General features: G+C 36.8%; 21 protein-coding genes and 2 tRNA genes. 16 read left to right on the plus strand and 7 right to left on the minus strand.

The window, feature by feature from the left end:
- The first annotated feature begins 222 nt into the window (after positions 1-222).
- Positions 223-309, plus strand: a tRNA-Ser gene (locus G7050_RS06260).
- 143 nt (positions 310-452) lie between these two features.
- Here the strand turns inward: G7050_RS06260 and G7050_RS06265 are convergent.
- A tRNA-Lys gene (locus tag G7050_RS06265) sits at positions 453-525 on the minus strand.
- Between the two features lie 144 nt (positions 526-669).
- Between G7050_RS06265 and G7050_RS06270 the strand changes: the two genes are divergently transcribed.
- Both G7050_RS06270 and G7050_RS06275 read left to right on the plus strand, forming a co-directional pair.
- The gene (locus G7050_RS06270) at positions 670-1,149 is read left to right on the plus strand and encodes an RNA polymerase sigma factor (RefSeq protein WP_166112740.1); all 480 of its coding nucleotides are present in this window, start codon (positions 670-672) and stop codon (positions 1,147-1,149) included.
- Positions 1,150-1,160: 11 nt separating this feature from the next.
- Positions 1,161-1,754 carry a hypothetical protein gene (locus G7050_RS06275; RefSeq protein ID WP_166112743.1) on the plus strand — a complete coding sequence of 198 codons (594 nt, stop codon included), beginning with the start codon at positions 1,161-1,163 and terminating at the stop codon, positions 1,752-1,754.
- A 14-nt stretch (positions 1,755-1,768) separates the two neighbouring features.
- On the opposite strand, the gene G7050_RS06280 is transcribed toward G7050_RS06275, so the two are convergent.
- Positions 1,769-2,863, minus strand: a complete 1,095-nt coding sequence (locus G7050_RS06280) for a glycosyltransferase family 4 protein (RefSeq protein ID WP_166112746.1) — start codon at positions 2,861-2,863, stop codon at positions 1,769-1,771.
- A gap of 46 nt (positions 2,864-2,909) precedes the next feature.
- Positions 2,910-5,648 carry a putative LPS assembly protein LptD gene (locus G7050_RS06285; RefSeq protein WP_166112749.1) on the minus strand — a complete coding sequence of 913 codons (2,739 nt, stop codon included), beginning with the start codon at positions 5,646-5,648 and terminating at the stop codon, positions 2,910-2,912.
- A 372-nt stretch (positions 5,649-6,020) separates the two neighbouring features.
- On the opposite strand from G7050_RS06285, the gene G7050_RS06290 reads away from it, so the two are divergent.
- The 5 genes from G7050_RS06290 to queG all read left to right on the plus strand — a co-directional run bounded on the left by G7050_RS06290 (position 6,021) and on the right by queG (position 12,000).
- Positions 6,021-6,920, plus strand: a complete 900-nt coding sequence (locus G7050_RS06290) for a bifunctional 2-polyprenyl-6-hydroxyphenol methylase/3-demethylubiquinol 3-O-methyltransferase UbiG (RefSeq protein ID WP_255499270.1) — start codon at positions 6,021-6,023, stop codon at positions 6,918-6,920.
- A gap of 30 nt (positions 6,921-6,950) precedes the next feature.
- On the plus strand, positions 6,951-9,476 hold the full coding sequence (locus G7050_RS06295) for a YfhO family protein (protein ID WP_166112752.1): 2,526 nt from the start codon (positions 6,951-6,953) through the stop codon (positions 9,474-9,476).
- Complete coding sequence (locus tag G7050_RS06300) at positions 9,473-10,381, plus strand: glycosyltransferase (protein ID WP_255499271.1); 909 nt, start codon at positions 9,473-9,475, stop codon at positions 10,379-10,381. Before G7050_RS06295 ends, G7050_RS06300 begins: the two co-directional genes overlap by 4 nt.
- A gap of 38 nt (positions 10,382-10,419) precedes the next feature.
- On the plus strand, positions 10,420-10,992 hold the full coding sequence (locus G7050_RS06305) for a hypothetical protein (protein ID WP_166112755.1): 573 nt from the start codon (positions 10,420-10,422) through the stop codon (positions 10,990-10,992).
- Between the two features lie 69 nt (positions 10,993-11,061).
- Positions 11,062-12,000, plus strand: a complete 939-nt coding sequence (gene queG / locus G7050_RS06310) for a tRNA epoxyqueuosine(34) reductase QueG (protein WP_166112758.1) — start codon at positions 11,062-11,064, stop codon at positions 11,998-12,000.
- Between the two features lie 9 nt (positions 12,001-12,009).
- Here queG and G7050_RS06315 read toward each other — a convergent pair whose 3' ends face one another.
- Positions 12,010-12,660 (minus strand): response regulator transcription factor, encoded by a 651-nt coding sequence (locus G7050_RS06315; protein ID WP_166112762.1) that lies wholly within the window; start codon positions 12,658-12,660, stop codon positions 12,010-12,012.
- 397 nt (positions 12,661-13,057) lie between these two features.
- On the opposite strand from G7050_RS06315, the gene ndk reads away from it, so the two are divergent.
- From ndk to G7050_RS06355, 8 genes are all read left to right on the plus strand, one after another.
- Positions 13,058-13,519 (plus strand): nucleoside-diphosphate kinase, encoded by a 462-nt coding sequence (gene ndk, locus G7050_RS06320; protein WP_166112765.1) that lies wholly within the window; start codon positions 13,058-13,060, stop codon positions 13,517-13,519.
- A gap of 29 nt (positions 13,520-13,548) precedes the next feature.
- Complete coding sequence (locus G7050_RS06325; protein WP_255499272.1) at positions 13,549-14,529, plus strand: peptidoglycan DD-metalloendopeptidase family protein; 981 nt, start codon at positions 13,549-13,551, stop codon at positions 14,527-14,529.
- Positions 14,530-14,723: 194 nt separating this feature from the next.
- Positions 14,724-15,275, plus strand: a complete 552-nt coding sequence (locus G7050_RS06330) for a DUF1599 domain-containing protein (RefSeq protein WP_166117659.1) — start codon at positions 14,724-14,726, stop codon at positions 15,273-15,275.
- A 17-nt stretch (positions 15,276-15,292) separates the two neighbouring features.
- Positions 15,293-16,627 carry a BT_3928 family protein gene (locus G7050_RS06335; RefSeq protein WP_166112769.1) on the plus strand — a complete coding sequence of 445 codons (1,335 nt, stop codon included), beginning with the start codon at positions 15,293-15,295 and terminating at the stop codon, positions 16,625-16,627.
- A 91-nt stretch (positions 16,628-16,718) separates the two neighbouring features.
- On the plus strand, positions 16,719-17,474 hold the full coding sequence (tpiA, locus tag G7050_RS06340) for a triose-phosphate isomerase (RefSeq protein WP_166112772.1): 756 nt from the start codon (positions 16,719-16,721) through the stop codon (positions 17,472-17,474).
- Positions 17,475-17,720: 246 nt separating this feature from the next.
- Positions 17,721-18,245 carry an SPOR domain-containing protein gene (locus G7050_RS06345; protein WP_166112775.1) on the plus strand — a complete coding sequence of 175 codons (525 nt, stop codon included), beginning with the start codon at positions 17,721-17,723 and terminating at the stop codon, positions 18,243-18,245.
- A gap of 198 nt (positions 18,246-18,443) precedes the next feature.
- On the plus strand, positions 18,444-19,019 hold the full coding sequence (gene folE / locus G7050_RS06350; protein ID WP_166112778.1) for a GTP cyclohydrolase I FolE: 576 nt from the start codon (positions 18,444-18,446) through the stop codon (positions 19,017-19,019).
- 64 nt (positions 19,020-19,083) lie between these two features.
- A complete protein-coding gene (locus G7050_RS06355) occupies positions 19,084-19,611 on the plus strand; it encodes an alpha/beta hydrolase (RefSeq protein WP_166112781.1) in 528 nt (175 codons plus the stop codon).
- 34 nt (positions 19,612-19,645) lie between these two features.
- Here the strand turns inward: G7050_RS06355 and pdxB are convergent, their stop codons facing one another.
- The 3 genes from pdxB to G7050_RS06370 are packed head-to-tail and all read right to left on the minus strand — an operon-like array spanning position 19,646 to position 25,967.
- On the minus strand, positions 19,646-20,758 hold the full coding sequence (gene pdxB, locus G7050_RS06360) for a 4-phosphoerythronate dehydrogenase PdxB (protein WP_166112784.1): 1,113 nt from the start codon (positions 20,756-20,758) through the stop codon (positions 19,646-19,648).
- Between the two features lie 41 nt (positions 20,759-20,799).
- A complete protein-coding gene (locus G7050_RS06365) occupies positions 20,800-21,489 on the minus strand; it encodes an ABC transporter ATP-binding protein (RefSeq protein ID WP_166112787.1) in 690 nt (229 codons plus the stop codon).
- Between the two features lie 8 nt (positions 21,490-21,497).
- Positions 21,498-25,967, minus strand: a complete 4,470-nt coding sequence (locus tag G7050_RS06370; RefSeq protein WP_166112790.1) for a translocation/assembly module TamB domain-containing protein — start codon at positions 25,965-25,967, stop codon at positions 21,498-21,500.
- Between the last annotated feature and the right edge of the window lie 65 nt (positions 25,968-26,032).

A 26,032-nucleotide genomic window follows, 5' to 3' on the forward strand; every position in this document is an offset into this window, starting at 1 on the left:
TTAATTATGATCGTAGACCGTCTTTATTATTCACAAATATGGTAAATAAGCCAGCTAATACTACAATAGGTTAGCTATAACTATTTTACGATATCTTGTGATCAAATCTTCGCCAAAATTAATCATATTATTTAGAAAAAATGAGAGAGTGATCTTGTAAAATCAAAACAAACAGCTATATTTGCATCGCAATTCAGTATTGCCTACGTAAAACCATTGATTGGAAGTGTGGGTGAGTGGCTGAAACCACCAGTTTGCTAAACTGACGTACGGGTAACTGTACCGGGGGTTCGAATCCCCCCGCTTCCGCAAACAAAGCACAATGAATAGAGACTTTCAGAAATGATCGTCTCTATTTTTTTATATAGAACTATCCACTGGACGCATTTATTTTTCACCCATACAAAAAAGAGCAATTACTTACATATAATGTAGATAACTGCTCTTCTAAGTGACCCCGGAGGGGCTCGAACCCTCGACCCATTGATTAAGAGTCAATTGCTCTACCAACTGAGCTACGGAGTCTTTTATTTGGTGGTACAAAAGTAAAACAAAATATTTATTTAAGCCATATTTAATCTGTAAAAATACAGATGATCTTCTATTTTTAAATTCGACTTGTGACTAAATTTACACTTTAGCGACTAATAAATCAATCAAGTAGACGAAATGCATAATAAAGATTTAGAAAAAGATTTTATGAATATGATAAAGCTTCATGAGCGTATCATATATAAAGTCGCATCTTTTTATGCAGATATAGACCAAAGTATTAACGATCTGTATCAAGAAGTCATTCTTAATCTTTGGAAAGCATACCCATCTTTCAGAGGAGAAAGCAAAGTGTCAACATGGATATACCGGATAGCTTTAAATACTTGCATCACTTTTTTTCGTCGTAACAAACGAAAGCCTGATCACACGGATTTAGTAGGTGATATTGCAGATATACCGGATAATAATGAAGAAATAACAGAATTATATAATCTCATAAATAGATTAGGTAAAATCGAAAAGGCTTTGGTTCTTCTCTATTTAGACGAAAAACCTTATAAGGAGATATCCGAAATAACAGGCTTAACGGTAACTAATGTATCTACGAAGATAAGCCGAATCAAAGAAAAATTAAAGAAAATGTCTAATGAATAAAGTTATAAACTATGGACTTGGATAATATAAAAAAGACATGGAATGATAACCTATTCACTCCAAGTCTTACAGACGACAATATACGGCATATAATATACAAGAAAGGCAAAACAGCCCTAGGGCGCCTACTCTGGTTTGAAGTAATAGGACTTATAGTTGTACTGCCTTTTATAGCAGCTCCATATATTCATGCATTGTATCTCCCGAGAGTTCCTTACCCGGCTTTCACAAAATATTTCTTTATTGTTTGTTGTATTATTAGCTTCTGCTGGCAGATATATAAAGTACAACTTTTAAACAAAATTGACCTTAAGCAAATGGATATATTATCAGGACTCAAAATTATTTCCAGATACAAACTTTTTATAAAAAGGGAGCTTTTTGTCGGAGTCGCTTTTGCTTGCATTATTTTAGGGTCATTCTGCTATGAATATATAGACATAATATCCGATCAAGGAAAGGTTCTTTTCTATTTATTCAATATGGCAGTATTAATAATCGTATGCCTTATTATGCTTGTATTCTACAAGTTTTTTTATAAAAAAAACATTGAGAGTATAGAATCTTCGTTGAAGGAGGTAAAGGAAATGGAAACCGACTCATAAGAGACAAGAGAAGCCTATTTACTAATCCAGAAGTCAAGGTATTGTTGTGCTACTTTCATATAATCATGGTGCTTTTCAATAAAAATTCGCCCATCCTTAGCACGTTCTGCAATTGTATTTTTATGGAGGACTAAATCTTCTAATTTCTTATAAATATCCTGTTTTTCGGGATATACATTTACAATGGGACGAAGTTCGGATTCTTGAAGCAAATTATACATATCGGGCTCTCCTCCTCCCACAAGAACTTTCCCTAATGCCATCGTAAGCAAGCCGTTCATTGCAGGCGAATAGGAGTACAACTGATCTAAAACAACGTGTGCATCCTGAATACGGCTTAAGTATTCGGAATACATAACTGATTCAACTTTAGTCACCCGTGCATCATTAGGATAGGTTCGGGCTAGTTGCTGAACAACTTCATACAAGATATCAGTGCCTTTAAATTCATTGCGAGCCTTATTTATACCAATAAAGAAATTTATTTTATCTATAGGAGGAAGCTCTTTCTGTTTAACCTCTCCAATATTTACAGGCAGAGGTATATATGCCAATTTTTCGCTGTAAGATTCTTTATAAGCTTCGTAATATTCGTATAGGCAGGCTATAATACCATTGCATGATTCTGCTATCTCGATGTTAGCATCCTGACGCTTCGTTCCAAGCCAATTCTCTTCCAGATATTCACTCTTGGTTCGCACATTCTTTACATCGCCTATATAAAATTCCGAATATTTATACTTTTGATCCAAGCAAGCCTTTATCCAGAAATAATCATCACCAAAAGCGCCCAGAAAAATTTTCTTATTATGTCGCTTCAGATATCGGTATAGCTCGATATTGACCCGGATATTTTGTGTAGTAAAGCACGGATTGGTTATTTGAACAATATCGTAGCCTTTAAAATTCTTAAGATTAGAGTAAATTGTAAGTAGATTAGAAAGCGTATCTTTCAGGTTAGAACTTTTACGTTTCAGGTCTATATCACGATGATAGTTCTTAAAACCATCTCCATCAGATGCAACTGTTACATCATGTCCCATAAGCCTTAAGCCTTCGGACAATGTGAGGTGTAAACCACTATAATCTCCTAATAACAGTATTCTCATCTAAAACCAGATATATAGGTGAGTCGAGAGACTTCCTTTGATTTGATTAGTTCCATGCCGGATCGTAGCTTGACAAACGGCTACGTTGCTCATATTTAAGATCCTGCAACATAGACGAATTAACCCGCAATGACACATAATATGTCGCATAAGGTCCTATCGGATTAAAACTAGCCGTTATGTTCCAACAGTGTAGATTTCTAGACAAATTACAAGTCATAAAAGAAATCCGGTTATTCGGTACATCATAACTCGCATTAAAGGAAAAATTCCAATTTTTGGTTGGTTGTATCGAGCCGTTAAAACTCAAATTGTGAGTGATAACACCCTTGAAACCTTCCCTCTTCTGATCAAACTGCGAGACATAACTCATATTGTAGTTGATAGACAGGTTCCATTTTATTTCATTCTTTAAGAATCCGTCTTCATCGTATGTACCCCCGTCCTGCTTTTTATTAAAAAGACTTTGACGAGGTCCTCCTTCTTCGGGAATATCTCCATCAGCATCCGACAAATCGGCTTCCGGGTCATCTTTTTTCTTATCATCGGATGTGCTATCCCCTCCTTTGCCAAACCATTTTTTGAACGTATCCTGATTAATCGAAGGCGATATGGTATATCCCGTAGTTACGAGCCGTGCCAGTCCCCCTCCATTTCGAATAAGGAACTCGTTCTGCTTTATCCCTTTCTCATTATATACATACGGGTCCCATACAGCATTTAAATTGACTGTTAAGTTTTTACTTAATTTAAGACGCATATTAGTTCCGATATCGCTTAATTTAAGTGAATCAGCCATCATATTATAGCTGAAATTTATACCTAAATTATCAATCAGACTAATAATCTTAGTAGAATCATTAGCGGTACCCACTTTCATTTCGATGTTATTCTCGAAACTAAAGTTTATGTTACCCTGCCTGCCTGCACTCGAAGGTGTAAATATTTCATTCGCAAAAGGAGAGTATAAATGAGTCTGCAATTCCCCATTGGCATCATAGTACGAATATTTCTTATATGAACCAAAACGAGGATCAGTAAAGTCGGGATTACCGCCAAAGCTAATTGCAGGAGTAAAAACATGTCTTATCTTCTGTATTTTTCCTATTTTAAAAATCGGTTCATAGAAACCATATAACCGTGTTTGGAAGCTTACATTATAATTAAAATCATACGATCGGTTAAAGGAGTAGGTCGTGTCCGCCAAAACATGTTTATTTTGAGCAGGATCCCATTTTTGAGTAATTGATCGTGAGTACCACCTTTCATTATAACTAAATGTAGGTGTTATATTCAAATAATTCAACGCATTGAAAGTAGCAGCTGTTTGTACTCTATGCTGCACTGCATTACGCCAATCTTTTACCAGATTCGACTTAAACAACATATTATCTTTCGTTGTAATACTATTTTTTAATTCACCGGTATAATTCAGAGAGACTTTCTCATACCATTTTTCAGGTCCTATAGCATCTTTTCTTTTGAAAGGAAAAATACGGCTCATCGTAGCCGTGAGGTTGGGCAATGTCAATGCAATAGTTGAATCTCTCATAACCTGATTGGCATTCACGTTGGCTGACAATGTAAATGGCGAATTAGGAAAACGCTGAGTTAAGTTGATAGAAGAACTTCTAGTATTATCTGTTCCGGAACGCGTAAATGCAACATCCAAACTATTGGTATTATATGAGGAAGTACGATAGTTAACACTGGCCGAAAGCGTCCTGTACATATTTGCTTTAGGGTCTTGGGAGTGTTGCCAGCTTATTGACATATCTCGGGACTCACTGAATGTATCGGGTATATCACGATCCCCTCGTTTTGTATATATATAGTTTATATCAAAGGAGCCGCTATATCTATAACGCTTTTTGTAGGACGATCTGGCAGCAAGCCCCCATGATCCTTTCGTATATATTTCTCCTGTTAATGCCAGATCTATATTATCATTTATAGCAAAATAATATCCACCATTACGAAGATTAAAACCACGATCCATATCATCTCCATACGATGGCATTATAATACCTGACGAGTATTTTTCACTAAATGGAAAAAAGCCAAAAGGTATTGCCAATGGTAAAGGCAGATCTTCGATTACTAAATATGCAGGACCTGTTACCACATTTTTTTTAGGACGCACTTTTGCTTTTGTAAGCATCATATAGAAGTGAGGATGCTCGTGATCATCGCAAGTAGTGTATTTTCCGTCACACATAAAGAATGTATCATCAGCATTCTTTTTCGCTCTATCGGCTACAATATAACCTTCGCCTTGTTGGGTTATGACATTTCGGATATAGCCTTTCTTGGTTTTGAAATTATAACTTACCGTTTTCATTTCATATTCGCCGCCATTATCCTTAAATACCGGAAAACCAAATTCCTCCCCTATCGAGTCTAATCCATAGCTCGCATGTACAATGCTGCTATCCATACTCATTGTAATATTCTCCGCCTTTATACTCATTGTCTGATAGTCAACTTTACTATCTCCGTATAAATACCCTCTATTATCGGAAGTAAATACAATAGAGTCATTAGCTGCATAATCAACCGGAGCATCCAATGAAGCTTTTTTACTTTGAGCAGTATCTTGTGCTATTGTATCGTTCGATTGAGGGCGCAAAGTATCTGTCGTAATAGCACGACCGGAGGTTACCGAATCCTGCAAAAACGAGATATTAGAATTACTCCCCATTTGTTGATGTAATTGAGCTCCCCAAAACGGAGATGAGAACAATACAAACAGGAAAGTATATATACAGTAATGAGTCTTCTTCATCAAAAAGGATTCGACCTGATAATTCAAACTGCAAAACTAAGCATTTAATAAAAAAGGAAAAGCTAAAAAAACGAAAATCTATCCCGATTAAGTATCCTTATGAAGAAAAAGATAAACTTTTTAGCATTATTAGTGTTGTTTCTAAGATTCAAGACGTTTTTTGGTATTCGAAATACAAGATTCGCTCTATACCTATCATTTGCAAATAACAATTATTTTAGCCTTCTATTGTAGTTCAATTTTATATTTTTGATAATTACTTTATATCCTGAAATAAGCAACATATAACATTTTTAGTACCTTTGCGAACTATGCGGAGAACTCCGATTCTCAGCATATCTAAATTCAAAGGCAAGAGTATATTAGTTATTGATGATGAATACAGTACACATAGATTTATGTCCGGTCTGCTCCAATGGTGGTTGTACAGAGACTCTTATTTGCAAAGATCATTTGGCTACAGGCGAACTGTTTTCAATATACCAATGTCCGGGTTGTGGTTTTGCTTTTACTCAAAACTTCCCTTGTGAAAACGAGATCGGTAAATATTACGATGCCCCCGAATACATTTCACATTCCGATACCCATCAGGGAATTATCAACTCTTTATACCATTGGGCGAGAAAAATAGCATTAAAATCGAAGACTAAAATAGCATCGAAATATTCTTCGAAGAATGCAGAAACCTTACTCGATATTGGTTCGGGAACAGGGTATTTTCTTCAGGCTATGCGTCTTAAAAAATGGATTGTCACAGGTATTGAGAAATCGAAACCAACACGCGAATATGCACATAAAAAATTCGGACTGAATATTCAGGATGCCGAATACCTATTCGATATGCCTGATAAGATTAAGGATGTAGTGACCATGTGGCACGTTTTGGAGCATATCGAAAAACTCAACGAAACGATGGCAAACCTACATCGAATATTGAAAAACGATGGTGTTTTAATTATCGCATTACCCAATAAAAAATCAGCAGATGCTTTAGCTTACAAAGAAGAATGGGCTGCCTATGACGTACCTCGTCATCTATGGCACTTTTCTCCTGACGATTTTACTTATTTTGCTGAAAAACATAATTTCAGAATCGAAAAGACGAAAGCTATGTATTTCGACCCTTTTTATATAGCCATGTTAAGCGAAAAAAACAAAGGGACATTTGCAGCTAGTTTAGTCGGACTCATAAAAGGAACTGTATATTTTATCCAAAGTCTGTTCAGTACCCGCAGATGTAGTTCTATTATTTATATCCTAAAGAAAAAGTAGGTCTACAGACCTTTTAAATCCATACACAATATGATACAAGAAGAAAAGCCAATACTGAAAAAATTACTACAACACGTTATAGCTATTGTTTGCTTCTTAGCGGTTACCTTCATATACTTTAGCCCTTTGTTAGAGGGAAAGGTTCTCCCGCAAAGTGACGTTCAGCAATACAAAGGAATGTCGCGGGAGTTGGCTCAATATTACGAAAAAGAAGGCCAATCTTCGGCATGGACAGGTTCTATGTTCTCCGGAATGCCTGCTTATCAAATCGGAATCTGGGGTGGATCACCTAATTTCCTTGATTATCTGGAAGCCCCTGTAAAAGCTTTAGGAAGTAGTAGTGCAGGAGCAGTTTTTGCCGGTATGCTTATGGCTTACATCTTATTTTGTGTGATGGGCGTTGGATTTTTTCCTGCCATATTAGGAGCTGTAGCTTATTCTTTATCCTCTTATAATATTATCATACTTGATGCAGGCCACGTTACCAAAGCATGGGCAATAGCCTACCTCCCTCTCATCGTAGCAGGGTTGGCTGCATGCTTTAAACGAAAATATCTCATGGCTGGACTTCTTATGGCTTTGGGACTCGCTTTACAAATAAAGAATAATCACTTACAGATTACCTATTATACAGGAATACTATGTGTATTCTTATACATAGGTCTGCTTATTAATGAAATTCTGAAAAAAAACATATCCGGATTGTTTAAAGCAACAGGTGCTTTGGCCGTTGGTGTCGCAATAGCTGTGCTTTGTAATTTGGGGAATATATACGCCAATTACGAAATGTCGAAAGAAAGTACTCGCGGACAGTCGGAATTAACTCAACCTACACAATCGGAAAAGCAATCATCAGGTCTTGATAAAGAATATGCCTTTGCGTGGAGCTACGGCAAAATGGAAACTTTATCTCTCTTAATCCCTGATATACATGGCGGAGCTTCGGGTGGAATGTTATCACCATCGTCTAACCTTTACAAGGCTATCAGAGCAAATGCCCCTCAGGCTCAGGTTGACTCAGCCGGAATACAGGCACAGACTTATTGGGGAGATCAGCCATTTACTTCAGGCCCGGTTTATTTCGGGGCAATCATTTGCTTCTTGTTTGTGTTAGGACTATTTGTTATCAGACATCCCATGAAATGGGTATTGCTCATCGCAACAGTATTCTTTATATTCTTATCTTGGGGACATAATTTCGAATTGTTCAATGATTGGTTCTTCTACCATTTCCCGATGTACAATAAATTCAGAGCCGTATCCACAGCTCTTGTAATTCCTGCTCTCACCATGCTTATTGTAGCCGTGTGGGGACTGAAAGACTTTTTCGGAGGAGAGATTAAAGAAGAAAAACTAAAAAAATCACTTTATATATCGGCAGGAATAACAGCCGGAATAAGCCTTTTATTATGGTTAGCTCCCGGAATTTTCGGCTTCGAGTTTACTACTGCTGCCGATAGCCAGTGGATGTCTCAAGTACCCGATTGGTACTACTCGGCACTTCTAGCCGATCGTAAAGATTTATTATCTTCTGACGCTATACGCTCATTTTTCTTTATCCTATTAGCAGCAGGAATCTTGTATTCTACCATCGCTTTAAAAGGTGATAAAAACAAGATTACCGTATACTGCTCGGTTGCACTGCTATTATTGGTAATTACCGATCTTTGGGGAGTAGACAAACGCTACCTGAACAACGATAAATTCCAAAGCAAGTTATCATATGATTCAAACCGTCCATTCCCTCAAACGGAAGCTGACAAAGCGATCTTACAGGATAAACATCCGTCGTATCGTGTTTTGAATCTGAATAATCCATTCAATGAAACTAAAACCTCTTATTATCATAAATCTATAGGCGGATACCATGCTGCTAAATTGAAACGTTATCAAGAATTAATTGACTATCGCCTACAAGGAGAAATCAACTCGATAATTAAGTCTTTTGATACTCAGAATATTGACAGTATAATCGGTGCTCTTCAAAAAAATACAGCATTAAATATGCTTAATGCTAAATATATTATATTCCATCCCGAACAAGCTCCATTGCAAAATCCATATGCTATGGGTAATGCCTGGTTTGTGGATAATTACACCTTTGTAGATAATGCCGATAAAGAAATAGCTGCATTAAATACACTTGATGTAAAAACTACCGCTGTTGTAGACAAGAGATTCGAGGATAAGCTAACAGGCTTCTCTATTACTCCTGATTCTACGGCAATTATCGAACTGACCGAATACAAACCCAATGCGTTGAAGTATAAGTCGTCAGCTCAAAGTGAACAATTAGCTGTCTTATCTGAGATATATTACCCTAACGGATGGGAAGCATATATCGACGGAAAGCCTGCTGAATATTTTTGTGCCGACTGGACATTGCGTGCCATACGTATTCCGGCAGGACAACACGAAATAGAATTCAAGTTTGAGCCTCACGGATACAATACTGCCCGTGGTATAGCCTCGGCCAGTAGCGGTTTATTGGTATTATTACTGATTGGAGGTATAGGTTCTATTTTCTACAGAAGAAAAGATAAGCATTTGAAATGATAAGATTTTCGTTCATAACCTGCACCTATAATCGGGATAAATATATTGCACAAACTCTTGAGTCTGTTTGCAAACAAACATTTAGTCCTTTAGATTACGAAGTAATTGTTGTTGACAATAACAGCACTGATTCTACAGCAGGTATATGTGAGGAGTTCAGACAAAAATACTCTGATCGTCAATTCAGATACTTTAAAGAGATTAATCAAGGATTGTCTTTTGCTCTCAACAGAGGAATAAAGGAAGCTCGAGGCGAATATATTATTTTCGTGGACGATGATGAAACCATTATCGCCCAACATTTGGAGCGTTTGGACAACTATCTGAAAAATTATCCGGATGCAGAGCTTGTTGCATCGCCCGTTATCCCTGTATACGAAGAAGCACAACCTAAGTGGATGTCTCATTATACACAACGCCTTATCGGAGGATACTTTGATCAGGGCAATCAACCCAAAAAGTTAGAAGCAAAAAATTATCCGGGTACTGGGCATACCATTATCAAAAGAGAGCTTTACGAAAAGTACGGATATTATAACACCGAACTTGGTCGTAAAGGAAATTCATTGATAGGAGCAGAGGATAAAGACATGTTTAGTCGTCTGAAGAAAAATAATATCGACTGTTATTATTTTCCCGATATTCCGATATATCATCATATACCCGCTCAGAAACTGACTGATGAGTTTTTTCAGAAACTGACTTATTCCATTGGTAAGAGCGAGCGAATACGCACCCTTTCCGTATCAAAAAAAGAATATCAAAGGAGGTTGATGAACGAAAGTATAAAATGGGTGGCATCCTTGGTTTTATGCTTCGGATATACGGTTACTCTTTCGCCTCAAAAAGGAATTCGTTTGCTACAATTCAGATGGAATGTAACTAAAGGTTTATTAGGTAAGTAAATCCAACGACCTACAACAAAAATCAAACTATGTGATTTATGAAAAAGAAGTCCAATAATCGTTTTGCAAAAATATTTCTAATCATTGTCCTCATTCTTGGAGCATTATTTGTTTTTAGAGGAAGTGTATATCGCACAATAGCTACTTATAAAGAAGATGGCAGCAGAAAAAACTATAAAGTAAAAGATAAAAATCTGGCAATTTTTATAGAAAACAATATAAAGAGCAGTCAAGCCGGAGATATAGAATCTATTGTAGATCTTTCTCAGGAAATTACTGACGCAGCCTTATCTTATGATGAAAGTGCCAAGGAAAACGACCCGAATAAAACTGTTTTACTACGCAAAGCAAATGCTGAGGGATATGCTGCTTTTGCTGCAAGTGTAGGAAATTATCTGATCGACAGATATAAGCTTTCGGAAGTATGGGAAGCCAAACCGGTGAAAGGAAAATTACATTTATTGGGTACAGATATGCATTCCCGATTTAAAAATAAGAGTTTTAAAGAATACGATTTCGTTATATTCAGAAACAAAATCACCAAAAAGGAGATAACTATTGACCCTTCCCTATACGCCCGCCGTGGTATAGAGCGTATAACCAAGCAGTAAGATCCGGGTGAAAGGTTATAATTATGTTACAATCTTCGAACACGTTTAGTTACTCAAAACAGATTGGGTATGCACGATAAAAATACAATTTCTCAACAAATTAAAGACTATGCCCTGTCCATAGGATTCGATGCGTGTGGCATATGCCAAGTTGAAGAAATTGAAGTTATAGAAAGCAATCATTACCAAGAGTGGATCGACAAAGGCTATCAGGCTGATATGGACTATATGGCTCGCAATGTCGAAAAGAGATGCGACCCTACCCTATTGGTAGATAATGCCAAGTCGATCATAAGCCTTGCCTTAAATTACTTTCCACACGAGCGGCAACCCGAAACAGCTCCTCAATTTGCATACTATGCATATGGCAAAGATTACCACGATGTAATGAAAGCAAAACTACAGCTTCTGTTTGAATATATAAAGACTCTTATCTCAAATGTTAACGGACGGGTATTTTGCGATACTGCTCCTGTTTTGGAACGATATTGGGCTGCAAAAGCAGGGTTAGGATTTATCGGAAAGAACACTTTACTTATAATTCCTAAACGTGGCTCTTACTTCTTTTTAGGGGAGATTATTATAAATACAGCACTATCGTACGACACGCCTCTCAATCTATCCTGTGGCAAGTGCACACGCTGTTTAAGTGCATGCCCGACCAATGCTATAGAGAAGCCTCATTTGTTAAATGCAAACAAATGTATCTCTTACCAAACTATAGAGAATAAAGGGGAAATAGATAAAACCATAGTCCCTCTACTCAACAACAGAATGTATGGTTGCGATATTTGTCAACAGATATGTCCGTGGAACAGATACGCTCGTCCTCATTCAACGCCTGAGTTTACGCCAAGTCAAGAATTTTTATCGATGGATTATGAAAAGATTGCCTCTATGGCAGTAGAAGATTATCAACGGATATTTAAAGGCTCGGCAGTAAAAAGGGCTAAATATTCGGGACTGATGAGAAATTTTAGGGCATTACAAAATACTTCTGAAGAATAGATTGATTTCTCAAATATAATACTCCGATACATCAACAATTCCGGCCTTCATTGCATATTTGGTTGCCTCATGTACGTTGTTTACTTCCAATTTTCGGAATATATTCTTCCGGTGGGTTATAATGGTGTGAAAACTCAGATTCCTTTCAGCAGCTATCTCTTTGGTTGTTCTTCCTAAAGCTATTTCTTTAAGAATTTCTCGTTCTGTATTCGTCAAATTATGATCAGAGGCTGACTCCAAAGAACGGGTCAAACTTTTGATATGATTATCGACTCTTTTACAAAAATAACTCTCACTAAAAAGAGCCGAGCGAATAGCAGCATCTATTTCATCCAATGAGCTTGATTTCAAAACAACACTAAAAACCAATCCGTTAGCTTGCATCTGCTTTAGAAAAGAATCGCTCAATTCGTCAGAAAAAAGAATCCAGTCTGATTTTGGATAACGTTCACTCAACATTTGCAAATCGTTAATAGATGTGAAATCAAACAAAGTATAATCCAAAACAATCAATCCGTCTTCGTTCTCAGACAACAACTGTATCAAGGCAGATTTAGTATCAACATCATAGATATGAGAGATTTGTTCAAAATCTTTCACCAGATATTTAATCCCTAAACGTGTTATATCTTGCGTATCTGCGATGATCAGGTTTCTCATTTTTAATATCTAAATAGATTATATTACAAAAATAGGAAAAGTCACGATATATATATCCATTAAAATACTTAAAGTAAAAATGACATAAATAAAATACTAATAAACAATTTTTTACAACATAAAATTAGGCAACCGAGACTCTACAGATTAAATAATTCGATACAATAGACCGCTAAAAATAGTTAAGGTTATCAACCTTTTGTTTAATCAGTAAAAATGACGAAATCACAGACGCCTATATATCAATCAATTACATCAATAAGCCATTTTTTAAATTTGTTAAATACATGAAAGCAAAGCACTTTTGACTTGCTATTAACAAAATAATTATGTTATCTTTGAAAAATGCACTTCCAAAATAAAGTGCTTTTATCGTTCAATTTTATCATTTTTATTTATGGAAAAAACCCTTGTTATACTAAAGCCTTCAGCGATTCAGCGAGGACATATCGGAGATGTTATATCTCGATTCGAACGCAAAGGACTACGATTGGCAGGGATGAAAATGATACAGTTGGATGATGCTATTCTAAGTGAGCATTATGCGAACTTAAAAGACAAACCCTATTTTCAACGTGTTAAGAATTCGATGATGGTATGCCCTGTGATTGTTCAATGCTGGGAAGGCGTGGAGGCAATAAAAGTTGTAAGGAGTATTACCGGAGCAACAAATGGACGTGAAGCTGCAGCAGGCACAATCAGAGGAGACTTTTCAATCAGTTCTCAAGAAAACATTGTACATGCATCCGATTCAGCAGAGTCTGCTCAGATTGAACTTGCACGATTCTTTAATGAGAACGAACTATTCGACTACAAACTTTGGGTTCTACCTAATCTGTATGCGAATGATGAGATATAATTCAGTTACAAATCAAAAAGTTATTGAACGTGAATTTAAAAACGATTAAAGCGTACTCCTTAGCGACGCTCTTATTTCTACCCTTGTGCGCTTTTGCCCAAACGCCGCAAGATGACAAAAACGACAGTCGAGTCGAGCTTACCTATAAGCAAAGACACAGTAAACCAGCAAACGATCTCTATGCTGATGGTATAAAAATCAAAAGAGATCTATCCCTTATCAAAGAAGCTCAGGAAGAGCGTATAATGGATATGGATGAAATCCCACAAGACGAGCTATATGGTGGAGTATGGAATAACCGTTATGTAAATGTTTATGGTTCTGTAGAAAACGTGCCAGAAACATTTAAGGTCGACTTATCCAATTTCACAATGCCGACTATGGGTTACACCACATCTAATTATGGACGCCGTGGCAGACGTACTCATCACGGAATCGATCTGAAGGTACAAGTTGGAGATACAATATACGCCGCCTTCGATGGCAAGGTTCGTGTTTGCGAATACGAAAGAAGAGGCTACGGATACTATGTAGTAATTCGCCATCCTAATGGACTTGAAACTGTTTACGGTCACTTATCTAAATTTTTGGTATCAGACAATGATGTTGTAAAATCAGGAGATCCTATTGCTCTTGGAGGAAATACAGGAAGATCTACAGGTTCACACCTACACTTCGAGACCCGCTTTTTAGGCAGATCAATCAATCCGATAGATATTATAGATTTTGAGAATAAAGTATGCCATCGCGATACATACATGGTGCATACTAGCACTTTAGGTACTCCGGGGAGAGCAGCCCGTTCTGTTGCTAATACATCAAGTCGGTCTTCGGCTAAAAGCACAAACAAATATGCCACCGGTACTGTTTCGTATTACCGCATAAAGAAAGGTGATACTTTAGGCCGAATTGCCAAAATACACGGAGTTACAATTAAACAATTGTGTAAGCTTAATAATATGTCGACAACAGAAACTTTGAGGTTAGGAAAAAGCCTGAGAGTATCTTAAAAGTCACGATGTTATAATATACAGAAAAGCATAAGGTAAATCCTTATGCTTTTGTTTTTTTTCATACCTTTGTATATAGCAATTAAAGATAAGTATCTAACCCTGTGTTATAATTATAACCCTCTGTTGGTTTTACACTTACAAAAGCAATAAAAGGTATCAGTCCTAAAAAAGAATTTCAGATAATGACAGAAATGCCAAATACGGAACAACAGTTCAAACATATTATATCGATTTGCAGAACCCTTTTTGAAAAGAAGCTTACCGACTATGGTGCATCATGGCGCATTCTCCGCCCACAATCGGTAACAGACCAGATATTGATAAAGGCAAAACGGATAAGAAGTCTCGAACAAAAAGGCGTAAGCAAAATTGATGAAGGTATAAACTCGGAGTTTATAGGCATTGTCAATTATGGCGTTATCGGGTTGATTCAATTACATCTTAAGGCTACCGACATGGTTGATTTAAACACTCACGAGGCCTTGGAATTGTATGATAAATATATAAACGAGACTACTAATCTTATGTTTGCCAAAAACCATGATTATGGGGAAGCCTGGCGCAGTATGCGTATAAGCTCGTTTACTGATTTAATATTGGTAAAACTATACAGAACGAAACAAATAGAGAACAACGAAGGACAAACATTGGTATCGGAAGGCATTGATGCCAATTACATGGACATGATTAATTATTCTATTTTCGGATTAATTAAACTCGAATTTCCGACAGACAGCGAATAACTTTATAAAATGGGTTAATGGGAAAGACAAAAGATATTATATTAAAAACGGTTGTTGAAATTTCGCGCATTTTACTCGGAATTACATTTGTTTTTTCGGGTTTTGTAAAAGCCATAGATCCACTTGGCACAACCTATAAGATACAAGATTACCTGACCTCATTCGGATTGGTCAATTTCCATGATATTGCATTGCCCATATCAATCATATTATGTGCGGGTGAGTTTTGCCTGGGCATATTTATGCTATTTGGTCTTTACAGGAAATGGACATCCCGCCTTCTGTTTCTAGTGATGCTTTTTATGACTCCCCTCACTCTTTATCTGGCAATAGCTAATCCTGTAAAGGACTGCGGATGCTTTGGAGATGCCCTCATAATAACTAATTGGCAAACTTTCTTCAAGAATATTGTACTATTGGCTTGTGCGATAGTTGTACTCATCTGGCATCAGAAAATTACAAATCTGTTCACGGGAAAATTCTACTGGTTCGTAGGACTCTACATCATTGCATGCAGTATTGCTTTTTGTGTATACAGCATTCTGAATGAGCCCATCATCGATTTCCGACCTTATAAAGTTGGAGCCGATATTCCTAAGCTAATGACCGTAGAAGAGGATAAAGCCCCAGTCTTTGAGAATGTCTTTATTTACGAAAAAGATGGTGTGAAAAAAGAGTTTACAGAAGATAACTATCCTTGGGAAGATTCAACATGGGTATTTGTAGATAGACAAAGTAAGCTGATAAAAGAAGGTGAAGAACCTTTGATTCGTGATTTTTCGATCACACGTTTATATTTAAATCAAGACCGAACCGAAATAGAAGGTGAAGAAGATATTACTACAGAAGTATTAAGTGATAGCAGCTATACTTTCCTTATGATTGCATATTCTCTTTCAGATATGCAAGAAGATTATTTAAGTTCTTTTGAGGATGTGAACAACTATGCAAAAGACCATCAGTATAAGTTTTATTGTCTCACCTCATCTCCTCGCGATCTTATTCTTCAACTGGAGAAAGAAAATATTACTAACTTTGATTTTGCTCTATCGGATGAGAGAAGCCTAAAAACAATTGTACGCTCCAATCCGGGTTTAATTTTACTAAAGAACGGGGTAGTTATCAATAAATGGTCAGACAGAAATGTTCCTACCGAAAGTTATTTAAACAAACCGATAGAGGAGCTTTCGATAGCCAATATGCCCGATACAAAACAAGAAAGCAAAAGGTATTTGTATATTGTTGCTATCATATTATTTACACCATTAATTGTAATTAAATTACTGGATGCATTATTATATCATCGAAAGAGTGTTACAGATAATAATAACACCAACGAAAAGATAAATTAAACAGGTAAAAAGAAATATTAAAAAGGGTAAAACTATCTATCGTTGTTTTGCGAACTTACTAATTTTTTAAACTAAATAATATCATTTCATTATGAGAAAGAACATTGTTGCAGGAAACTGGAAAATGAACAAAACTCTTCAAGAAGGTTTAGCTATAGTGGATGCTCTTAAAACAGCATTAGCAGGTAAAACAATCAATTGCGATGTAGTACTTGGTACTCCATTTATACATTTGGCTAGTGCTTCTGCTGCTATTGGCGATCAAAAAATCGGAGTTGCCGCACAAAACTGTGCTGACAAAGCTTCGGGCGCATATACAGGTGAAATATCTGCAGCTATGGTAGCTTCTACCGGTGCTAAATATGTAATATTAGGCCACTCTGAACGTCGTGCTTATTATGGCGAAACAGATGCTATCCTAAAAGAAAAAGTACTTTTGGCTCTTGCTAACGGACTTACTCCTATTTTCTGTATCGGAGAAGTATTGGAAGAAAGAGAAGCTAATAAACAAGAAGCTGTAGTAAAATCTCAAATCGAGAATGCTCTTTTCGACCTTTCTGCTGCTGATTTCTCTAAACTTGTATTGGCGTACGAACCAGTATGGGCAATCGGAACAGGTAAAACTGCATCTTCGGAACAAGCTCAGGAAATGCACGCATTTATCCGTAAAACTCTTCTTGAGAAATATGGTAAAGAAGTTGCCGACAATACATCTATCCTTTACGGTGGAAGCTGTAATGCATCGAATGCAAAAGAACTTTTTGCAAATGCTGATGTAGATGGTGGTCTTATTGGTGGAGCTTCTCTTGAAGTAGACAAATTTATGCCTATTATCGAAGCTTTTTGAATTGATTCTAATTTAAAATAATATTACACGGGGAGACATTTTAAATCTCCTCCGTGTTTTTCAGTTATAAGTAATTTGTCATCAACGGACTAATTTTATTATCTTGGCAAGTATAATAACCGTAAATAGAATTGTTATGTACAGCAATAAAGACCTGTATTTATCCGGTTCGACATTCTGAACCAAACGATCTCTTTGATTGTTAAACCACTAACACTCCGACAATTATTTATATTTCAACACATTATGAGAAAATCATTTTATATATTTCTATGCCTTTCTGCTATCTGCTTCTATTCGAATGCACAAAGCAGATCTATTGTTGACGACCTTAATACAACTAAGGCGGGACAAGGAAAAATTGTTATATATCAAGACGAAGGTATAAGAAGCCTCATTGGTGCAAATATGATGACTGCCAGCATATCCACCAATCCGACCGCTGTTGCCAGTCAATTATCAACCACAACAGACGTAACCGATGCTCCCAAAAACTTTATAAGAGCAAGAGGATACCGTATACAGGTTTACTCGGGTAATGATCAAAAAGTGGCTAAAAACGAAGCCAATTCGAGAAAAGGAGCCATACAATCATCATTCCCCAACATGGAAGTAACTGTATCGTATAATTCTCCCGTATGGCGTGTCAGAGCAGGAAATTTCAAAACACAAGAGCAAGCTAGTCAAGCGTTAAGTGAATTGAAAGCCAAATTTCCGGGATTCAAGGAAATGCGTGTCGTTGACGATGTCGTTAAAATCCCTGTAGATTAAAGTCTCAAACTCTTTTATTGCTTTGATAAACAAACCTGAAATTGGGCATTTAAGCAACAGATAGTATTTAATGTCGCATCTCAAAACGATAACTCTAAATAAGTTTTATACTTGAGTAAACAACAAATGATCTGAAATCTTGCAGCTTAACGGGCAGCAATAAATAGTTTAAATAACATATTACTAAATTCGAAAAAAATGTCTTCAACAAATAACGAAGAAAACAATATATCGCTACTAGCCAGTCACTATAAATCTGTCATCGATTTATTAGGAGAAGATGCAACCCGGGAGGGTTTACTTGATACTCCGGTGAGGGTAGCCAAAGCAATGAAATTCCTGACTAAAGGTTATAACGAGAGTCCGGAAGATATTCTAAAGAAAGCTCTTTTCAAAGAAGATTATAGCCAAATGGTTATTGTAAAGGATATCGACTTTTACTCACTATGTGAGCATCATATGCTACCATTTTGGGGAAAAGCACACGTTGCCTATATTCCTAATGGGTATATCACCGGATTGAGTAAAATACCTCGTGTAGTAGAAGTTTTTGCCCGACGTTTACAGGTTCAGGAAAGATTGACTACTCAAATAAAGGATTGTATCCAGAAAACTTTAAACCCAATGGGTGTAATGGTTGTAATAGAGGCACAACACATGTGTATGCAAATGCGTGGAGTTGAAAAGCAAAACTCAACAACTACAACTTCCGATTTTACAGGGGTATTCAATACGGCTAAAACACGTGAAGAGTTTATCAATCTGATAAGATAAAGGATAATACCTTTCTTTAATTCTGATATACATATAATCAGACACTTAACTTAATACTCTCTTTATGAATAACTATTTCATTATACCGGGGCTTGGAAACTCAGGGGCAAACCATTGGCAAACTTATTTTGAGAACTCAGGCGAGAATTTTCAGAGAATAAACCAACAGGAATGGAATGCTCCAAACTGTGAAGAGTGGATGAAAAATATTGATGATACAATCAGTAAGTACGATTTATCCACAGTTATTTTAATCGGACATAGCTTGGGATGTGTAACCATCGCCAATTGGGCAAAACAATATGGAAGGAAAATAAAAGGTGCTTTGCTTGTTGCTCCAAGTGATATAGAATCTCCTCTATATACCTTCACTTCCAGTGGATTTACTCCTATCCCTTTAGATAGGATAAACTTTGAAACCGTTGTTGTGGCTAGTTCCAATGATCCTTGGGTATCTATTGAAAGGGTAAAACTCTTTGCTGATAGTTGGGGAAGTAAACTTATCAACATAGGTGCTGCCGGACATATAAACGCCGAATCTGGCTACGGCGAGTGGCAAGAAGGGCTTGATATTTTGAAAGAACTCGATTAACCAACCTCTTCCCGTTTCTTTACTTATTCAGTATTTATTTGAGTATAAAGCCTAATTTCTGCAACAGAGCTTTATCTGTTTCGTTATCTACATTCTTAACTGTATAACTTAAGTACTCCCGACGAAGAGGATAATTACCACGCAAGGTACTAAAGGCATACGGGTTGCTTATTAACCGATTGTGATCGTCTGTGGGATCATAGGTAATCAAAATAGCTTTTTCTAGCTTATTTCCATCTAAAACAGCCCAATCTATAACAGGATTTTCGACCTGAGGTATGACTATTTTACTAAGGGGTTCTTTAGATAAAGCCCAAAAGTCGGCAATAGACGCTAAAGACATTCGGGTAGCATTCCCTTTTCCATCAGCTGAGTAACCCGCAATATGAGGAGTTGCAATATCCACCATATTCATGTAATCAAGATCAATAGAAGGTTCTTTTTCCCAACAGTCTATAATGGCTCCTGCTATCTGCTTATCGGTTAATGCCTTTTTTATAGCAGTTGTATCAATAATCGCACCACGGGCAGCATTTATTATTATGGGAGTTTTACCCAAGCTTTCGAAAAACAGCTGATCTGCCAAATGATAAGTAGCGTGTTCGTCTTCGCGAGTAAGCGGTGTATGAAATGTAATTATATCTGCCTCTTTTTTGATAGTATCCAGATGTACGAATTCATTGCTTCCTTCAACTTTTTCGCGAGGTGGGTCATTTTTTAAGACACGCATTCCTAAAGCTTCACAGACTAAAGCGACTTTTTTACCAACATTGCCTACTCCTACAATCCCTATTGTTTTATCTTTCAATAAGAATCCTTTCCGCTGAGCCATAACAACCAAAACTGAGGCAATATATTGTTCAACCGAACCGGAATTACAGCCCGGAGCATTTGTCCACTTGATATTATGTGCATCACAATACGCTGTGTCGATATGATCATAACCTATCGTTGCAGTACAAATAAGCTTCACACTAGAACCTTCAAGCAAATCCTTGCCAAAGTGTGTTACTGTACGCACAATTAAGGCATCTGCTTCTTTAATGGCTTCTTTGGTAAAGTCGGCTCCCGAAAGATAGGTTACCTCTCCATACGACTCGGCAACGCCTTTTAAAAACGGTATGTTTTTGTCTGCTACTATTTTCATTTTTTTCACCAAGGTCTCAGACCTTTTTATAATTTATTAAATCATTTACAATGGCTATAGAAAAGGTCTCTGATGGATGACACCTCTTGGGCTTTACCATCAAAAACCAAACTCCCTTTATTCAGAATAAGATAACGGGAGGCAATATCGGATACATCATCAAAGCGGTGAGATGAATATAAAATCACTTTTGATTTACCCAACTCAGCAATAAACTCTATCATTTTAGCATGTTGGTTAGGATCCAGTCCGTTAGAAGGTTCATCCAGAATCAAAATATCCGGATTATGGATAAGGGCTTGAGCAAGTCCCACACGACGCTTATTTCCATTGGATAAAGCGTGTATCTTCTTATGATACTCCGATTCGAGACTTACGGTTTGAATCATTTCGTCGACGCGCTCTTTAACCTTCGAATGGGCCAGGTAAATAGAAGCTGCATATTCAAGGTATTCACGCACATACATATCTTCATAAAGGGGATTGTATTCGGGTAAATAGCCTATGTTCTGCTTTACCTCTTCCGGCTTCGCTAAAATATCTTGTCCGTCAATTAATACACAACCTTTAGTCGCAGAGAGAACTCCTGCAATAATATTCATTGTTGTACTCTTGCCTGCTCCGTTAGGTCCCAGAAAAGCAGCTATCTCTCCTTTCTTCAAACTAAAACTCACATCATGAAGAGCCTCAGAGTTTGCATAACTTTTAGATATATTTTGAACTTCTATCACTTCAATAATTATTTGGTACTTTCGGTATGTACTTCCTGAGCAGGACGTTTTCTTCTCTTCTTAAATACTTGAAATAGTTCTTTTATTCTCTTGGCTTCTTTGGTATAAACAAGACCTATACCTTGGGTTGTAGGAGCTTGTCTATAGAGTCGCTCATTGGTTCTATTAAAAACTTTAGCCTTTATATTACGAGTCAGGGCGTATGCAATATCGAAGTCTCCAATAAATGAATTATCGGCGTTTGACTGATCTGTCCGATACCCCACATTACTGTTAAATTCTAATTTGTCTTCCAGAAATTTACGGGACAAACTAACGGTCATATCCATATCAGAGAATGATCCGTCATTCGAAGAAATATTGGTTCCGATAGCCCATTTATCACCCAAGGCATTTCCTAACAAAGCATTTAAGCCGTTAGACAATGCACTCGAAGCTACACTGGTTAGAATTCCGTCAGCCATGTTTCCTCCTACTGAAGAGCCTTCTGAATGGAATGAACCTGTAGCCACAAGGAAAGCAAATTGTATCGTTTTCTGGTTATCGGTAGCAATCATACTCCTTACACGCTGCCTTGTCTCATCAGGGGCATCGGGTAAAGTTATATTATAACTGACATCCATCTTATCCATATTCCCCTTAATAATCAACTCACAATCGACGTTTACACGTGACGGGTTATTCGCGTCTTCACCAAAGCTTCTATCTAACGTAGTAAGGTCAGCTCTTACTCTCCGATATGCTGTAATGTCAAAATTAGTTTTCAAAGGATCTCCATTAAATACCAGCTTACTACCCTCTCTGATTTTAAACTCAAGGGTTTTTATATTCTGTAGCCTCAGTCTTACAAAACCATCCGAAACCGTGTAATCTCCAAAAGCATTCATTGCTTCAGACCTCATATCATATGAGAATTTAATCAGTCCGGAACCTTTTACCTGCATAGCATCTCCTGTGAGCGGGTTAATTATAACACCCATCTGAAAATCGGGCGTAACTGTCAAATCGACTGACAAGCGTAGAGGTAATGTCTTTTGAATTTCTGTTACAACATTGTCCAGATTATCCTGTTCAGGGACATTTATATAAACAATACTCTGATAAACGGTAGCTTGAGAAGTTTGAGGAATTTGTACATTCAGAACTGAATTACGTCCATTTCTGATCTTCATCTTCACATCAATCAGATCATCGGAGCCATTTACATTCACCGTCCCACTTGCAAATACCTTCCCATAGAATAAACTATCGGTTCTACTCGCTGTATTTAGCACCAACAGATTATTTAAGTTCATATCTAATGAGTATCGCATATCTTCAAAATTCGTATGCGTCACCAGTGCATTTAGCGTCCCTTTATTCTTATAACTATCTTCGATAATAAGATTATCAAAACCAATCTTATTAGGTTCGATTTGTATTGTATCCGAAATATGATATGTTACATTGGTGTAATCAATACCCACATATGCATCGTTTACACCCAACCAACCATCAACTAAAGGTGCAGTAATACGTCCCTTAATATTCAAGCCGGTACTGATACTACCCGAAGCCTTATTCAGCATATCTGCAACAAATGGCTGTACCCAGGCAATATCCAATCTATCTAAATTTAATTTTAAATCCAATGAATCACGGGTCGGATATACCCAGCCCCGCAATTGGCTTTTAGAGCTAACTTTCTGTAAATCGGCTTGGAGACCAATCGCCCCAACCTCTTCACTCCAATAGCTTTTTACTGAAAGATCTCCCAGAGTATCATTGAATATGATAATATTCGAGAGAGCCATATTATTGGTATATAACTCAGGTGTCCCCAAGATATTCATTACCCTTATATCTCCATCGGCAATTGCACTCACATTCTTGACATCAAATGCTTCAAATATATCTCCAAGATGAGCATTAAAGAATGATACATTCAGCGTATCGGTTTTCTGATCGGAGATAACGCCGTCAACTCCGAAAAATCGACTTAACATCCTGTTATTACCTACTGTAATTCCAAAGTTCGAGATTGTAGTTTTGACTCCTTCATTTACAATTTCGGCATCCATCAGAGACATTTTGAGTTTGCCTACATTCAAATCGCTAGGCAATAAATGAAGATAAGAGATAAGTTCTCCGCTTTCAGACATTCGCAGGTTTGCCAAGGCTTTTACACTGCCGTCGAAGCTAAAGCTTCCGGTATCTGTTTTAGCTCTTAACAGGGCATTAATAGTATCTGATTCTATATTTGTATTAAGACCTACTTTTATTCTTTCTGAACCATTATAAAGAATTGTGTTACCCACCAGATTCATCAATGTATCGCTATTCCCAATATCAATCCGTGTATTTTGAATACTTAACTCTCCGTATTCAATGAGTGGCACATCTGCCGTAGCTTTAAATATATTTTCTTTCGTATTTACCAATCCGCTTATTATCATCGGCTTAACAATATTAGCCGGAAGATCGAAAGTACGACTCAGATTTTCAGTATTATCTAATGTAAGACTAAAGCTGAAATCATTTTGCATACTTCTTTGACGATAATATTTGGGCTTAGGAAATATACCCGGTAGGTATTGATTCATTATGATACCAACTTCATCCGATAATGTCATAAAATTATATTGCCCCTCAATACTTGCATTCAATAAAGATGAATTCAGGGTTATAAATTTTCTGGACTCATCTGTAAAGCCGGCCTTCAATTCTATTTTACCCGGAATAAAAGATAAGCTATCTCGTGAAAATACAAAGTTTTCAACGATCACATCTCCTTGTATTTTTGCAGGATCTAATCCGATGATATTACCTTTCAATTCGAAAGAGAGTAATGGATTCTTCCATTGTAAGCTGTCAATAAACCGATCGACCTGTAGCTTCTCGACACTCATATCAATATCAATTTTAGGAATCCTATCTTGAGTCATATCGGCTTTTGCCTCAAACTTTCCGGCAGGGAGGTCGGCTTTTATCCATGCTCCCATTTTTGCCGCATTATAATAGGCTGTGAAGGGAATATTATTATAATTCTGCCTATGATATTGCAATGAGTTTACCTGCCCTTTCACGTCCGCACGTAACGACTGTTTGGGTGTTTGAGATGCAGTCAGATTCAAATTCATAGACAAACGTCCCAATTCGGGATTAGCTAATAACCCTCCCAGATTAAAGTTTTGAGTTTGTAATCGGGCTTTCACATTATAATTTTGGAAAGTAGTATCAACCGAACCTGTGGCTAACATTTGTATAGAGCCTTGTTTAGCCCATGCCTCAGCTTTTATATTCAGATCGCTCAGTTTACCATGAAGATTTCCGGTAAGCCTTATATCTCCTAAAGTTTTCAACATATCGGGTGCTGTGAATGTTGAATCGCCTAACTTGGCAAAATCAACAATTGCATCGGGAGTAATCTGGAAACTAGTTATATCCAAATTCAAATCTGCCAGATCGTAACGTTCGTAATTTGAAATCGAGCCATTAGCTTTTATATTCGTCTCATCACCATAACTCAGTAATAGGTTTTCGATATTCACCAAAGGTAGTTTACCTTTGATCGAAGCCTCCAGTATAATATCATTTTGTAAATACTTCAAACCGGGCATAAACGGATACAAATCGAGCTTCGATAATTTCGACTGTTCAGTTACAAGAGCTACTTCATTTGTTGACAGATTATAATGTGCCGATGGTATTTTCAATACTGAATTAGGGAGGCTCAATGATGCATCAGATAAATAATAGGTAGTCTTATCTGAAGTCAAATGTGCTTTCAGCTCCGTAATCTCAATACCTGTTTGCTCTTTAAGTGCGAGTGATACTAATGTTATATTAAGATTTTCGGGGTCTATGGAAGGTAATTTCAAATTGGCATTAAGCTCTGATATATTTATATGTGAAGCATTAAATATTCCCGGCGTTATTGTATCTGAAAGAACATCGTATTTAAGCTTTGCATTTTTAAGAGTGACATCAACAATGTCTATAATCAAACTACTTTTTGTTGTATCGACTACCGTTGTATCACTGCTGCTAAAGGCATCTATTATAAATTGAAAGTTAAAATCAGAACTCGATGTTTGTTGCGATAAATTAGCGGTAACATCCTCCAGTTCTATTTCATTAATCAATAATTTGTTTCTCAACAAAGACCATGGGCTGATATGAACATCTAAATTTCCGGCATAAATAAGAGTATCTTTTGCCTGATCTTCGACATATACCCCTTTTAAGTTCACATGATTGAAAAGCCTGAGACTAACAGCATCTATCCTAACCTCGGTTTTTAAAATTGTTCTTAGTTCACCCAAAGCAAAATCAACCAGTTTACGCTGAACTGCAGGGATGGATAAAATACCGTATAATATGATGATTAATGCAATAAAGCTTAATATTATATAAGTTAAGCCTTTGAATGCTTTCTTTATATAATTCTTTTTCTTTAGAGGCTTATTAATCTCTGTTCCTTTCTCTTCCTGATCCATACTTTAAGGTCTGAAGCCTATTTTTCCCTTTGGCGAATATTTCCCCTAGGCTGTTATAACTCAAT

It is taken from the genome of Dysgonomonas sp. HDW5A, from assembly GCF_011299555.1.
Taxonomy (GTDB): domain Bacteria; phylum Bacteroidota; class Bacteroidia; order Bacteroidales; family Dysgonomonadaceae; genus Dysgonomonas_A.

Coding starts and splice junctions, on each gene's coding strand:
- G7050_RS06370 (WP_166112790.1), bottom strand. CDS start 25,967: ATGGATCAGGAAGAGAAAGGAACAGAGATTAATAAGCCTCTAAAGAAA.
- G7050_RS06345 (WP_166112775.1), top strand. CDS start 17,721: ATGAGAAAATCATTTTATATATTTCTATGCCTTTCTGCTATCTGCTTC.
- G7050_RS06305 (WP_166112755.1), top strand. CDS start 10,420: ATGAAAAAGAAGTCCAATAATCGTTTTGCAAAAATATTTCTAATCATT.
- G7050_RS06295 (WP_166112752.1), top strand. CDS start 6,951: ATGATACAAGAAGAAAAGCCAATACTGAAAAAATTACTACAACACGTT.
- G7050_RS06335 (WP_166112769.1), top strand. CDS start 15,293: ATGGGAAAGACAAAAGATATTATATTAAAAACGGTTGTTGAAATTTCG.
- queG (WP_166112758.1), top strand. CDS start 11,062: ATGCACGATAAAAATACAATTTCTCAACAAATTAAAGACTATGCCCTG.
- G7050_RS06275 (WP_166112743.1), top strand. CDS start 1,161: ATGGACTTGGATAATATAAAAAAGACATGGAATGATAACCTATTCACT.
- G7050_RS06270 (WP_166112740.1), top strand. CDS start 670: ATGCATAATAAAGATTTAGAAAAAGATTTTATGAATATGATAAAGCTT.
- G7050_RS06280 (WP_166112746.1), bottom strand. CDS start 2,863: ATGAGAATACTGTTATTAGGAGATTATAGTGGTTTACACCTCACATTG.
- G7050_RS06315 (WP_166112762.1), bottom strand. CDS start 12,660: ATGAGAAACCTGATCATCGCAGATACGCAAGATATAACACGTTTAGGG.
- pdxB (WP_166112784.1), bottom strand. CDS start 20,758: ATGAAAATAGTAGCAGACAAAAACATACCGTTTTTAAAAGGCGTTGCC.
- G7050_RS06330 (WP_166117659.1), top strand. CDS start 14,724: ATGCCAAATACGGAACAACAGTTCAAACATATTATATCGATTTGCAGA.
- folE (WP_166112778.1), top strand. CDS start 18,444: ATGTCTTCAACAAATAACGAAGAAAACAATATATCGCTACTAGCCAGT.
- G7050_RS06355 (WP_166112781.1), top strand. CDS start 19,084: ATGAATAACTATTTCATTATACCGGGGCTTGGAAACTCAGGGGCAAAC.
- tpiA (WP_166112772.1), top strand. CDS start 16,719: ATGAGAAAGAACATTGTTGCAGGAAACTGGAAAATGAACAAAACTCTT.
- G7050_RS06285 (WP_166112749.1), bottom strand. CDS start 5,648: ATGAAGAAGACTCATTACTGTATATATACTTTCCTGTTTGTATTGTTC.
- G7050_RS06300 (WP_255499271.1), top strand. CDS start 9,473: ATGATAAGATTTTCGTTCATAACCTGCACCTATAATCGGGATAAATAT.
- ndk (WP_166112765.1), top strand. CDS start 13,058: ATGGAAAAAACCCTTGTTATACTAAAGCCTTCAGCGATTCAGCGAGGA.
- G7050_RS06290 (WP_255499270.1), top strand. CDS start 6,021: ATGATGAATACAGTACACATAGATTTATGTCCGGTCTGCTCCAATGGT.